Genomic DNA, 12,610 nt, shown 5'->3' with positions numbered 1-12,610 from the left:
CGTCAACGTAGTTGTCACCCAAACGGATTGAGAGGTGATCAACGTGCGTTACCCCGCAGAGCGTAAGGAAGCCATCCTCAAGAAGATGGCGCCGCCCATGAATCTGACCATCCCGGAACTGGCCGAGCAGGAAGGCATCACAGCGACAACCCGCTACAATTGGCGGAAACAGGCCAGATCACGAGGACAGGTTTTGCCATCACGTTCCACCAAGCCCGATCAGTGGACCAGCCAGGAGAAGTTCCAGATCGTCCTGGAGACGGCCCCGATGAACGAGGCTGAACTCAGCACCTACTGCCGCGAGCGTGGGCTCTACCCCGAGCAGGTGGAGGCCTGGCGGGATGCCTGCATGAACGCCAACGAGGACGCGGCAGCGCAGGCCAAGCAGCACCGTCAGGCGCGCAAAGCGGAGCAGAAGCGGCTCCGCAAGCTGGAGCGCGAACTGCACCGCAAGGACAAGGCCCTGGCTGAAACGGCGGCACTGCTGGCCCTATCAAAAAAAGCCGAGGCGATCTGGGGCACGACCAACGACGAGGACGACTGACCAGCCTCCCGGATCGCCAGCGCATCGTGACCCTGGTGCAAGACGCCCAGCGTGACGGTGCTCGGCTGGCCAAGGCCTGTCAGGTGATGGGCATCAATGTGCGGACCTACTATCGCTGGGTCGCTGAGGGCGGGGTGACGGCGGATCGCCGCCCCGACGCCGACCGCCCGGAGCCGGCCAACAAGCTGTCTCCCGAAGAGCGAGAGGCGATCGTGGCGCTGTGCAACGCCCCAGAGTATCGGAGCCGCCCTCCGGCCTTCATCGTGGCCGATCAGGCGGACAAGGGCCGCTACCTGGCCTCTGAGTCGACGATGTACCGAGTGCTTCATGAATATGACCAGCAACACCACCGGGGCCGACAGCAGGCCCCACAGCGCAAGCGAACGCCGACCACGCACCAGGCCACGGCGCCTAACCGCTTGTGGTGCTGGGACATTTCGTGGTTGCCCGGTCCAGCACGAGGCACCTGGTGGTACCTGTATCTGATCATGGACGTCTTCAGCCGAAAGATCGTTGGGCACGAGGTATACGAGACGGAGACCGGCGAGCTGGCGGCCGAGCTGATCCAGAAGGCCTGCTGGCGAGAGCACCTGACGGATCGGTATAAGCCATTGATTTTGCATTCAGATAACGGCAGCCCGATGAAGGCGGCGACCTTCCTGGAGAAGCTGTACGACCTGGGCATCACCCCGTCGTACAGCCGACCAAGGGTCAGCAACGACAACGCCTTCGCCGAGTCGGCCTTCAAGACGCTGAAGTACCGGCCGGGCTTCCCCGTCGACGGCTTTGCCACCCTGACCGAGGCGCAGGACTGGGTCCAGCGATTCATCGAGTGGTACAACCATGAGCACCGGCACAGCGCGCTTCGCTACGTCACGCCAAGCCAACGGCATAGCGGCGAAGCCGAAGACCTCCTGGCGCAGCGCCGGGAGGTCTTCGAGGCGGCGAAGCAGCGTCATCCAGAGCGCTGGTCGGGCGACATCCGAGACCTCAGCCTGCCTGGGGTGGTGCACCTGAATCCCGAGAGGGATCCGGTGTCGCAGGCAGCAGGATTTTAAAGAGCCAGAACCATTTCATGTGTCATCTATGTTGACAGGCTCCGCCGGTCTTCAGCAGAAAGATGGCGATAGCAGTGGTTCATGGCAACACCGTACCTGATGGATCACGTGTTGCGCTTGGTCATTGAGACCGCCAGCCTTCTCTAATCACAGGTACAGCATGGCTGACACCATCCTTGTGCTCAGCCTACGATACATACTGACAACTACATCGACGAGCAGTGAATTCTCTTCACTCCTTTTATAAATCCTCAATCAATATCTATCTCAATTTCGTCATTATTTATATCTTTTAATTTCTCGTTCTCTGACAGTCTTTGATAAATTTTATCCAAAAGCGTATCGACCCCGGAAGGATCGCCTGGATTTTCATTAAGCCAATCCTCTATGATATACAGACCAGCATTGCAATACTCTTCAAACACGACAACGCACTCTTTTAATTTCTCGTCTTTGAGAACTTGGCCATCCTTATGCTCTAAAAGCCCTAGCAAATAAATAAAACCATCCTTTTCGTCACTGGCATATGTGTCGAGGATTATTTCAATTGTCTCACCGGATATCTCCCTTCGTTCATCATGGCTGTAACCCACCATTGCAGCAAAGACCATAAGATCCTTCAAGTACTGAAAGACACTTCGGTTTTCAAGCGTTAACCTTGAAATTAATGCTTCATGATTTCGTTCTCGTTTAACGCCAATATTTCTCCAATTTATCGCGACACCTGAGTTATCAGTCATGAATATTTGCCTCCGTGATCACAATTTTATCCATCCGCGCTCCATAAACAGTCACCGGGATCGCCTCACCATCAATCACAAGTTCTTGAGTCAACTTGCTTCCTTGATCAGCTGCCGTTTCCTCTGTGAAGTAGTAAACTTTTCCAAGTTTACCTTCCTCTTTCAATGTACTGTCTACCTTTTTGTCATTATCTTGATACATAAGGATAATCAACTGGTCCACGAGCTTCGGTAATTCTTTCGCAATGTTAGGGGCATACTTTGAATCTAATTTTGAGAATGGGGCATCAAATATCAGGGGAGCTATAGCACCCGGAGTCAAGATTGAGCTTTCTGAATCTCTTCTTTCCCTCGCTATAGAGATCAAAGAGGAAATGTATATAAAACTGAGGATCGCACCTTGACCTCCACTCGGCGGCACAAGAAAACCGTTCCGATCCATAAGCCCGATCTTGAAGTCTGAAGTCACCTTAACCTGATAATCTTGCCTCAGGTATCTCTCAAGGAAACCGTCAATTTTCGATTTTAGTACAGCATGAATTGAGTCTTCAGCTTCTTCGAGTGCGGTTAAAATCACTTCATCCATTTGGTCAACAATATCAAGCTTATGCTTGATACTTTTTGCACGACTCGACAAACCTACAATTCTGCTAGCTTTATCCTGATATTCTTTCTTTGAAGTTACAGCTTCTTCCAGTTTTTGTTCAAGGCGACCGATGGAGCGTGTAGTCTCGTAAATCTTTCCTTCAAGAACCTTTCGATTTTTTTCCAAATCGTTGATGAATTTGTCATCAATCTGCCCTATGCGCTGTGAGTGTTCCTCAATACTTATGTCGAGCTCGTTTATTCTTCTCCTAATGTTTGAGCAGCGCTTAAAATTCTCTTCTAACCGCCCTCTCCCTTGGCCTGAAAGAGTTTTCACAGATGTTAAACTACTTCTCGCCCTCTGCAATCTATTTAACAAACCGGGATCCGCTGCCTTTCCGAGAAGTTTTTCAATTCTCTCATAAGCCTCACTTCCGGGAGAAATAGAGGCTCCACATATACACTCTGATTGCGACAAGATATCTTGAACAAGTTGAATATTATACGGTGCCGGTATTCTACCTTTTAGCTCCGACTCGTCTATAAATTCTAAACCTTCGTCCATCAGGCGGTGCGCAAACGCAACCCAAGAATACTCTCTTATTAAGCTTATTTTTTTTACTTCTTCACTCCTAAGTTCTTTTTTTAGAGAAACCCTCTCTCCCTCCATCCGAGTTCTTTCCGCTTGGAGTTGTTTAACGACAGCGGAGCTAGAACCCCCGAGCTTTTTATCAACTTGCCCTATTTGAAGTTGATATTTTTCTAGCGAACCCTTGTTATCTTCAAGACTGCGCCGGGTCTTTAAAATTCTTTCGTCGTACAACTGGACCTTAGCTTCTATGTCAGAAAGCTCTTTATCCTTATCAACCTTTTTTAAATCCGCTCTAATCTCAGACCTAATTTTCCCTAAATCTTCACTGGCCTTTTCTGCAACATTAAAACCTAGAATATCCCTAATGGATCGTCGAACTGAAATCATACCCTCTGAGTCTACAGCAAGATCACTTCCCTCTCCATCGCTTATGAAATAACCAGCCATATCCCAAGGGATAATACTATTAATAAATAACCGTGGATCTTGACGTATTTCTACGAGATTACCTTCTTGATTTTCGAATACCCGAAAGTTATCAATTTCACCACCTGACCTTTTTACTATGAATTCACTATCATTCTCATCAAAAACAACTGTGACATGATAGCTCTTGCGACCTCTGCGCTTTGCTTCCCAATTTAAAATATCATTCCTATTCTTAAAGCTCGGCGAGAATTCACCATGTAAACACCAGAGCAGGGCATTCAAGAGATTAGTCTTCCCCACCCCATTCATTGCATATATCAACGTGGTATTTTTATCTCGATCCGTAGCGAACTTAATTTCTTGCTCACCATAAAAAGACCTGAAATTCTCGACTATCAACGATTTAATTATCATTAGACATCTCCTTTGTCACTTTATCAATTAATTCCCGCATTTTTCTTAACCGATCGCGCTCTTGCTCTTGGCCATAAAAGCATTTTTTTTCAATTTTAATAAGATCCCTAGCTGCCGAAGCAACTTTTCCTTTATTGCTTTCTTCCATCATTGCTCACTCCTAATCCCTAACGCTTCAATTTCTTTCTCTACTTCAAATCTATTTATGGCTAACAGGGCGAAATCATCTACCCTTTCTAACTCTGCCTCTTTTAACTTCTGCGATGCTGAAGTATAATCAATTGGAAGCACGACGAAATCATAGATTGCCGCACTGTCTTTAGTGCTATGCTTCCTTAAAACACGCCCACGGCGCTGAATATATTGTCTTGGGTTTCTCGTGCTTGCAATGATGAAGGCCTTATCGCATATGGGCACATCAACGCCTTCATCAAGAACTTTCATGGAAACTAAAGCATCTATCGTCCCATTTTTAAAATTCTCCATTATCGAAGCACGATCTCTTTTAGATTCCTGGCTAGTGAACCTCGATGTGTGCCAACCTGATTCATCGAGAACTTTTGAGACCTCCTCAATGACCTTTGACGTTTCTTTTTCATCGCCTGAGTCACTGTATGAGGCTCGCCCTTCTCCACAGTAAAATAGTGAATAACTTCGTTGCTGTTTAGGTATAGATCGTGCGAGCCTATTAAGTGCTATTAACTTATTCTGCGCAGCACCTAATAGGCGACTCCTTTGTCCACACAAACGAGTGAGCTCATTATTTTCATTCGATTGCTTTGAGCCTCTATCATACATCACTAACTTAGCTATCTCGTTTGACAGATATTCGTATTCATCCTGTTCCTCCTGAGTTAAATACACTGGCACAACATGATACTCGTATTCACACAGTACTCCATCGTTTATTGCGTCGCCCAATGAATACTCGCTTACAATTTCTCCGTAATAATTATTAATATTTTCTTTTGCAAAGTCTGGAAAAGGTGAATCTAACTCATCTTCGTCAGAGCGATACGGCGTTGCTGACAAACCTAGACGATAATAGCAAGATGGGAGTGATGCACTTGTTTTTTTAGACCCGTGGTTGTGGCATTCATCACCGATGAGCATTATTTCTTCAGGAGATGTATCTTTAAGAACATCCTGAAAATCCCGCCCCTCCATGGTTCTATTTACAACCACTATAGAGACAAAATCTATTACGCCCATGTTAAAATCTAGTATTTCTTGTTTTAAATCGTCGTACCATGTGGACTTAGATTGCCAACACTTGATGGCCCTGATGTTAAATAATTCAAGATTTTCAATCCACTGCCTCGCAAGTTCTTGGTATGGAACGGAAACAATCAGCATGGTTCTTAGGCCTTTCTTCGACCGCGCTTCATATACTTTTGTTGCTGCATATATAGCTGTTATCGTCTTCCCCGAACCTGTTGAAAGCTTTAGTATGCCTTTATATTTGTTCTGAGCCCATGACTTAATAGCCCGCTTCTGATGATTTCGGATTTCAAATTCCTTTCCTCCTAACCTTTCGGGTATTTTTGGCTTGTTAAACGTCACATTAAAACCAAAAAATTCATCATATGAATCCGGCTCAGAATCAATTTCAAGCAGGCTGCTTTCTGGGGGGGGTGATATTTTTTTTATTTTTTCATAGAAAGTTGATGGCACGTCAAATGTAGCAGTATTAGTCTGACGGTTTTCCCATAGCTTTTCAAACCCATCAACGTAAGGTTCGCCATATAATTTAAAACTATGTTCATCCCAGCTTTTGTATACGGATATTGACTCAGCATTATATTTTGCGTCTAAAGCATATATCGTCTCGTTCGCAGACCCATGAAAAACTAAAACATTGCCTTCTGAGTCATATATTACACCTATTTTCTCGTGGTACATTCCACGCTTTCTAAAAGCGTACTTTATCCTTAACTTATCTGAAGCAATAAGATAAGAGAGCAAAGAAAGCCGTTTAGATTCATAGCCATCTATATTTTCAAGAATTGAATCTAGCTTCTCCTCGAATTTAATTAATAGGCTTTTAATTCGATACCCCTGCTTTACAGCCTCAAACTCGCTCTCATCTAAGGGGTGGCCAATAATCAAACGCATCTCACCATTGTTTTTGATTAGACTAGAGATCCCCTGAAGATTTGCAACAAGCGCCTGGGAGCTAAAGAATCCTACTGCACGATCATACTGCACTGCGGCTCTTAATGCCGGCGTATAGAGTTCTTTGAAGAGATTTTGATCTCCCGAACGATAGACTCCGGCCCACTCTATGTCTGTAAGTAAATGCATGATCTTCTGTAATCGTCTTTAATTGGTCATGTTGGGCGGTCTCAACTTGCGAGTGCAACGCTATTGAAGCGTGCTCGGGCTAGCGAACAATTCCTATGCACCTCACGGTAAACTTCCAGTGGCGTGGCCGGTGCAGTGTCTTGCGCGGCGGTGTGCTCATTGAGTCGTCGACCTCTTTCTGGCTGAAGACTGAGAGGTCTGTTCCCTTCGGCAGGTACTGCCCTCAACAGCCCATTGGTATTCTCGTTGTAGCCCTGTTGCCATGGGCTGTGTGGGTCAGCGAAGTACATCGCTGTCCCAGTCTTTTGAGCGATCTCGGGATGCTTCATCATCTCTCTGCCCTGGTCATAGGTCATAGACAGACGCAGGGCACGCAGAACCTCATTGAGCTTGTCGCAGAAGCCAACGGTCGCCAACGTGGCCGTGGTGCCATCCACTTTCTCCTGGATCACAAAGCGTGTGGTGCACTCCACCGACATACCTAAGGCGGCACGGTGGTTAGCGCCGATGACGAGGTCTCCTTCCCAGTGGCCAAGCATCAGGCGGTCTCCGACCTCAGGGGTTCGAGTGTGGAGACTCACCAGCTCAGGAATATGCTGACGTCGATCCTTGTCGCGACTAAGTGGCCGACGCTTGCCGTTGCCCTGCCGGAGGTAGGCAATGGGTTCTTTCTTGAGGCTGCCGCAGGGGATCACATAGAGCGGGTTGTAAGTGGTCTCATGCGATACCTGGCGACATAAATTGCCCGGAAACACTCGCTTCAGTGAGCGGGTTATTTGTCGCGGTAACCAATTCTTGCGAGGATGGTAAACCACCACCCCGACGTGCTCTCCATCAGGATGCAGCTTGGGGGAACGTCGAGACCGATGACGCGTCAAGCCGGTCCGGTAGCCCACTAGGCTGGCATCGTGGCCCTTGACGGGGACAACTATATGGCGTATCAGCTCCCGCGACACGGTACTTGGTATCCGGCCCATATAAGTAGCGATGGTCCTGATCGAGTGCGTGGCTCGCATCATCATGATGGCGGCTCGCTCTTCAGCAGTGAGATGGCTGTAGCAGTAGGTCGTAGCTACACCGTACCTGATGGGTCACGTGTTGCAATTGGTCATTGAGACCGCCCTCTCTTCTTTCTTATCGGCCTTTATCTGGTTTCCATTTTGAGACCGCAAACTTTTATCGCGGACCGCTTTCAGCAAGCGCCACGCTGTCGCGTGCTGCTGAGCGCAACCAAAGGCGTCAAGCATTTCTTCGCCAACTTTCATCAGCATCCCCGCCTGCGACGCCTCGGAAAAATAGCCTTTTATCTTCTGCATGTGATACTCGAAAATAATACGAACATACACCGCCTGTCTCAATGCAATATCAAAGTGTTCGTCAATTCGCTCATCAATCATACTCTCCTTACTGACCGGCCGTATAATCACCGACCAATCCTTTCTTGGGTCGACTTCACCAGTCGCGATTTTCTCAATCGTGCTGACGACTTGCCCCTCCATATCCACAGCGTCGACCTTACTTTTCGGCAGTTCGTGTAAAAGAGAGTCGGCTAGGTCACCGGCTTTATCAAAGATCATCTGCCAAGGGTCTGTTGTCGTCACGTCACTCATGCCTCCCTGCTCAATCCAGTTACCCTTATATAGCACCCGCTTCTGGCTGCAGCCACCCTGACCCACCCGAAACCACATCAATGCAGCAATGTCAATGGCGGTCCCTAAAATTCCGAGAAGCTTAAGGAGTGCCGATTCGCAGGCGAAGGCGGGTCGCCAAGATTGGGCCATCAAGACAGCGAATTAGGGAAACTGCAATGGCAGGAGCACTACTACGCCCCGAGCAGGTCGCTGAACAGCTGGGCATGAGCCTCAGTTGGGTCTATGGCAACAAGCACAAGATCGGGTTCGTCCAGTTTGGAACCGCAGTGCGCTTTGAGCAGAGCGCAGTGGAGAGGTACGCTGAGAGCTGCAAGCGCGGCCCTCAGCCTGAGGAACGCGACACATGGGAATCACAGTCAGATACAGGGAAAAGAGGAACCGGTGGGTTGTCACGGAAACGTACAACGGTCACCGACATCAACAAACGTTTGCGGGGGATCGAGAAGGGGAGCGGCAGGCGCGGGAGTACGCCGCGAAGCGCGAATCCGAGCTGAATGAGGCCGTTTTTCACGGCGAGGTTATGGGACGCCAGCCGCGGCGCACCTTCATCGAGGGGCTCGAGCGATGGATCGACGAATACGACGTGGCCAGCCAGGTGAAGGCCATACGCCCAGTCGCCCACTACATGGGCGACCGGGTGCTGCTCGGCATGGACGCTGTCGACAAAGCTCGCGAAATGGCCCGAGACCTTCGCAAGCAAGGGCGTGCGCAGAGCACCATCAACAACCATCTGCAGGTGGTAAAGCGGGTTCTGAACCTTGCCTATCGGGAATGGGGGTGGCTGGATCGCCCCTTGGGCGACAAGATCCGCAAAAAGATGCCAAAGAACGAGCGTCACGTTTACCTGACCATCGAGCAGGTGAGTCAACTGCTACAAGCCATCCCCGATCAGTCGATTGTCGAGAAACGGGTGATCGCCTTGGCAGCGCTCACCGGGCTGCGCCAGGGCGAGTTGCTGGCTCTGGATCCGCAGAACGTCCACGGTGGTCGCATCCTGCTGCGACCAGACCAGACGAAGAGCGGCAAAGCTCGAGTGGTGCCGGTACCGGAGGACGCCCGGGCATGGTTGGAGGATCTACCGTTCGCTACGACCTACTCTCGCCTGCGAACGGTGTGGGAGCATGCTCGCCAGGCTGTAGGGCGGCCCGACCTGCGCTTCCACGACCTGCGCCACAGCTATGCCAGCATGCTGGCCCAGGCTGGCGAGAGCATGACCACGGTGCGCGACCTGCTGGGGCATTCCAGCCTGATCGTCACCAGCCGCTACTCGCACATGTTCGATGCGGGCCTGGACGATATTGGCTCACGCCTGCCGAGCTTGAGCGCGGCCTTCTGCGACCAAACTGCGACCAAGCACTAGAAATGGGGAGGGAAGAAGCACAAACAGCCGCTCGTAAGCGACTGTTTTCAAAGTGGTACCGGCGGTCGGACTCGAACCGACAAGGGCTTGCACCCGGCGGATTTTGAATCCGCTGCGTCTACCAATTCCGCCACGCCGGCAACGCCGCGAGTATTATACGTGGGCCGCCCGGCAGGTCAATCTCGGGCCTGACTTCGCGCCAGCGAGCCGGTATCCTAGGCGGCTTGCCAGAAACCACCGGACCCCGAACCGCATGCAGCGCGCCGACTTCCATTTCGAGCTTCCCGACGAGCTGATCGCCCGCTATCCCTCCGAGCAGCGCACAGACTGCCGGCTGCTGTGCGTGGACGGCACGAGCGGCACGCTGACCCACCGCCGCTTCCCGGACCTGCTCAAGCTCCTCGAACCCGGCGATCTGCTGGTGTTCAACGATACCCGGGTGATCCCGGCGCGGCTGCACGGCCACAAGGCCAGCGGCGGCAAGGTGGAGATGCTGCTCGAGCGCCCCCTGGATGCCCACCGCGGCCTGGCCCACCTGCGCTCCAGCAAGTCGCCCAGGCCCGGCACCGAGCTGGTCTTCGAGGGCGATGTGCGTGCCGTGGTGGAGGGACGCCGCGACGCCCTGTTCGAGCTGCACTTCCTCGGCGACACCCCGCTGATCGAGCTCCTCGAGCGCCACGGCCATATGCCGCTGCCACCCTATATCGACCGCGATGACGAGCGCAGCGACCGCGAGCGCTACCAGACCGTCTATGCGCGTCGCGACGGTGCGGTGGCCGCCCCCACCGCCGGGCTGCACTTCGACGAGCCGCTGCTCGCGGCACTTGCCGAGAAGGGCATCGAGCGCGCCTTCGTCACCCTGCACGTGGGCGCCGGCACCTTCCAGCCGGTGCGCGTCGACGATATCCGCGAGCACCAGATGCACAGCGAGTGGCTGGAGGTGGACGAGGCCACCTGCGAGCAGGTGCGGGCCGCGCGGGCCGCGGGCCGCCGCGTGATCGCCGTGGGCACCACCAGCGTGCGCTGCCTGGAGAGCGCCACCGACGCGGCAGGCGAGATCGCTCCCTACCGCGGCGAGACCGACATCTTCATCTATCCCGGCTACGAGTGGCGCTGCGTGGACGCCCTGATCACCAACTTCCACCTGCCGGAGTCCACCCTGCTGATGCTGGTGGCCTCCTTCGCCGGCTACGACACCACTCTGGCCGCCTATCGCGAGGCGGTGGCCGAGCGCTACGCCTTCTTCAGCTATGGCGATGCCATGTTCCTGACCCGCCAGCGTTCCTGACCCGAGACCGATCATGCGTGATGAATGCTTCATGACCTTCGAGCGCCTGGCCAGCGATGGCCGGGCGCGCCGCGGCCGCCTCACCTTTCCCCGGGGCAGCGTCGAGACACCCGCCTTCATGCCGGTGGGCACCTACGGCACCGTCAAGGGGATGACGCCGGAGTCGGTTGCCGAGATCGGCGCCGAGATCATCCTCGGCAACACCTTCCACCTGTGGCTGCGCCCCGGCATGGAGGTGATCGAGGCCCACGGCGACCTGCATGACTTCGCCCAGTGGCAGAAACCGATCCTCACCGACTCCGGCGGCTTCCAGGTCTTCTCGCTGGGCGCCATGCGCAAGATCACCGAACAGGGCGTGCACTTCCGCTCGCCGGTGGACGGCGCCAAGGTCTTCATGGGCCCGGAGGAGTCCATGGCGGTGCAGCGCTCACTGGGCTCCGACGTGGTGATGATCTTCGACGAGTGCACCCCCTACCCCGCCACCGAGAAGGAGGCGCGCCTCTCAATGGAGCGCTCGCTGCGCTGGGCAAGCCGATCGCGGGAGGCCCACGGCAGCTCCCCCTCGGCGCTGTTCGGCATCGTCCAGGGTGGCATGTACCCGGAGCTGCGCGAGCGCTCCCTCGCGGGACTTCAGGAGATCGGCTTCGACGGCCTGGCCATCGGCGGCCTCTCGGTGGGCGAGCCCAAGGAGGAGATGATCAAGGTCCTCGACTACCTTCCCACCTGGATGCCGGAAGACAAGCCCCGCTACCTGATGGGCGTGGGCAAGCCCGAGGACCTGGTGGAGGGCGTGCGCCGTGGCATCGACATGTTCGACTGCGTGATGCCGACCCGCAACGCGCGCAACGGCCACCTGTTCACGGCCGAGGGCACGGTGAAGATCCGCAACGCCAAGCACCGCCACGACACCGGCCCGCTGGAGGCAGAGTGCGACTGTTACACCTGCCAGCACTTCTCCCGGGCCTACCTGCACCACCTCGATCGCTGCGGCGAGATGCTCGGCTCGATGCTCAATACGATCCACAATCTGCGCCACTACCAGCGACTGATGGCCGGTTTGCGCGGTGCCATTGAAGCGGGTACATTGACCCACTTCGTGGAAGGCTTCTATGCCCGGCGCGGCCTGCCGGTGCCTCCCGCCCCGAATTGACAGCCACCGGTGCGCGCCCTGAGGGCCGGGCACCGGTTGCCACTGCCCCGCGATGGCGTGGCAGACCCCCTTACCCATCCCAACCAGGAGACCCACATCCATGCTGGATTTCTTTATCGCGCCGGCCTACGCCCAGGACGCTCCCGCCGGTGGCGGCATCGCCCAGATTGTCATGCTGGTCGGTTTCGTTGCCATCTTCTATTTCCTGCTGTGGCGGCCCCAGGCCAAGCGTGCCAAGCAGCACAAGCAGCTGATCGCCGGCCTCTCCAAGGGTGACGAGGTCGTCATCGGCGGCGGCATGCTGGGGCGCATCACCAAGGTCAGCGACGACAGCGAGTTCCTGGCCATGGAGATCGCCGAGGGCACCCAGGTCAACGTGCAGAAGAGCGCCGTGGCCGCCGTGCTGCCCAAGGGCACCATCAAGTCCATCTGACCCGTGTCCTGTCCGGCCCCGGCTGCTTCACGCCGTCGGGCCGCCCTTCGACCGCCGCCGG

General features: G+C 53.8%; 10 protein-coding genes, 1 tRNA gene and 1 pseudogene. 5 read left to right on the top strand and 7 right to left on the bottom strand.

Features of this window, described 5'->3' with window-relative positions; genetic code table 11:
* Window positions 1-85 precede the first annotated feature (85 nt).
* Window positions 86-1,602, top strand: a protein-coding gene (locus tag GRB96_RS03560) for an IS3 family transposase (protein WP_240894207.1) whose coding sequence is annotated in 2 segments (ribosomal slippage) — window positions 86-520 and window positions 523-1,602 — 1,515 coding nt in all. Because the reading frame shifts where the segments join, the coding sequence is not laid out codon by codon here.
* 251 nt (window positions 1,603-1,853) lie between these two features.
* Here the strand turns inward: GRB96_RS03560 and GRB96_RS03555 are convergent.
* From GRB96_RS03555 to GRB96_RS03530, 6 genes and pseudogenes are all read right to left on the bottom strand, one after another.
* Complete coding sequence (locus GRB96_RS03555; protein WP_161430576.1) at window positions 1,854-2,342, bottom strand: DNA phosphorothioation-associated protein 4; 489 nt, start codon at window positions 2,340-2,342, stop codon at window positions 1,854-1,856.
* A complete protein-coding gene (locus GRB96_RS03550; RefSeq protein ID WP_161430574.1) occupies window positions 2,335-4,362 on the bottom strand; it encodes an AAA family ATPase in 2,028 nt (675 codons plus the stop codon). The genes GRB96_RS03555 and GRB96_RS03550 overlap by 8 nt, the downstream gene beginning before the upstream one ends.
* Window positions 4,352-4,513 (bottom strand): hypothetical protein, encoded by a 162-nt coding sequence (locus GRB96_RS03545; RefSeq protein WP_161430572.1) that lies wholly within the window; start codon window positions 4,511-4,513, stop codon window positions 4,352-4,354. Before GRB96_RS03545 ends, GRB96_RS03550 begins: the two co-directional genes overlap by 11 nt.
* Window positions 4,510-6,666 (bottom strand): DEAD/DEAH box helicase family protein, encoded by a 2,157-nt coding sequence (locus GRB96_RS03540; RefSeq protein WP_161430570.1) that lies wholly within the window; start codon window positions 6,664-6,666, stop codon window positions 4,510-4,512. The genes GRB96_RS03545 and GRB96_RS03540 overlap by 4 nt, the downstream gene beginning before the upstream one ends.
* Window positions 6,667-6,726: 60 nt before the next feature.
* Window positions 6,727-7,688, bottom strand: a pseudogene (locus GRB96_RS03535) (IS30 family transposase).
* Window positions 7,689-7,757: 69 nt separating this feature from the next.
* Window positions 7,758-8,276: a hypothetical protein gene (locus GRB96_RS03530; RefSeq protein ID WP_161430568.1), complete on the bottom strand. Its 519-nt coding sequence runs from the start codon at window positions 8,274-8,276 to the stop codon at window positions 7,758-7,760.
* Window positions 8,277-8,661: 385 nt separating this feature from the next.
* On the opposite strand from GRB96_RS03530, the gene GRB96_RS03525 reads away from it, so the two are divergent.
* The gene (locus GRB96_RS03525; RefSeq protein ID WP_161430559.1) at window positions 8,662-9,678 is read left to right on the top strand and encodes a tyrosine-type recombinase/integrase; all 1,017 of its coding nucleotides are present in this window, start codon (window positions 8,662-8,664) and stop codon (window positions 9,676-9,678) included.
* 53 nt (window positions 9,679-9,731) lie between these two features.
* Here GRB96_RS03525 and GRB96_RS03520 read toward each other — a convergent pair.
* Window positions 9,732-9,818 (bottom strand) — tRNA-Leu (locus GRB96_RS03520).
* 113 nt (window positions 9,819-9,931) lie between these two features.
* On the opposite strand from GRB96_RS03520, the gene queA reads away from it, so the two are divergent.
* From queA to yajC, 3 genes are all read left to right on the top strand, one after another.
* The gene (gene queA, locus GRB96_RS03515; RefSeq protein ID WP_161430557.1) at window positions 9,932-10,966 is read left to right on the top strand and encodes a tRNA preQ1(34) S-adenosylmethionine ribosyltransferase-isomerase QueA; all 1,035 of its coding nucleotides are present in this window, start codon (window positions 9,932-9,934) and stop codon (window positions 10,964-10,966) included.
* Window positions 10,967-10,997: 31 nt separating this feature from the next.
* Window positions 10,998-12,116, top strand: a complete 1,119-nt coding sequence (tgt, locus tag GRB96_RS03510) for a tRNA guanosine(34) transglycosylase Tgt (RefSeq protein ID WP_161432982.1) — start codon at window positions 10,998-11,000, stop codon at window positions 12,114-12,116.
* A gap of 100 nt (window positions 12,117-12,216) precedes the next feature.
* Window positions 12,217-12,549: a preprotein translocase subunit YajC gene (yajC, locus tag GRB96_RS03505; protein ID WP_161430555.1), complete on the top strand. Its 333-nt coding sequence runs from the start codon at window positions 12,217-12,219 to the stop codon at window positions 12,547-12,549.
* Window positions 12,550-12,610: the final 61 nt, after the last annotated feature.

Source organism: Halomonas alimentaria (assembly GCF_009902005.1).
Lineage (GTDB): Bacteria > Pseudomonadota > Gammaproteobacteria > Pseudomonadales > Halomonadaceae > Halomonas > Halomonas alimentaria.
Note: the sequence above shows the minus strand (reverse complement) of the source record. Positions and strands in the feature narration are given on the sequence as shown.

What these genes read in the sequence shown, in the direction of transcription:
- GRB96_RS03555 (WP_161430576.1), bottom strand. Translation starts at nt 2,342, where the DNA reads ATGACTGATAACTCAGGTGTCGCGATAAATTGGAGAAATATTGGCGTT.
- GRB96_RS03550 (WP_161430574.1), bottom strand. Translation starts at nt 4,362, where the DNA reads ATGATAATTAAATCGTTGATAGTCGAGAATTTCAGGTCTTTTTATGGT.
- GRB96_RS03545 (WP_161430572.1), bottom strand. Translation starts at nt 4,513, where the DNA reads ATGATGGAAGAAAGCAATAAAGGAAAAGTTGCTTCGGCAGCTAGGGAT.
- GRB96_RS03540 (WP_161430570.1), bottom strand. Translation starts at nt 6,666, where the DNA reads ATGCATTTACTTACAGACATAGAGTGGGCCGGAGTCTATCGTTCGGGA.
- GRB96_RS03530 (WP_161430568.1), bottom strand. Translation starts at nt 8,276, where the DNA reads ATGAGTGACGTGACGACAACAGACCCTTGGCAGATGATCTTTGATAAA.
- GRB96_RS03525 (WP_161430559.1), top strand. Translation starts at nt 8,662, where the DNA reads ATGGGAATCACAGTCAGATACAGGGAAAAGAGGAACCGGTGGGTTGTC.
- queA (WP_161430557.1), top strand. Translation starts at nt 9,932, where the DNA reads ATGCAGCGCGCCGACTTCCATTTCGAGCTTCCCGACGAGCTGATCGCC.
- tgt (WP_161432982.1), top strand. Translation starts at nt 10,998, where the DNA reads ATGACCTTCGAGCGCCTGGCCAGCGATGGCCGGGCGCGCCGCGGCCGC.
- yajC (WP_161430555.1), top strand. Translation starts at nt 12,217, where the DNA reads ATGCTGGATTTCTTTATCGCGCCGGCCTACGCCCAGGACGCTCCCGCC.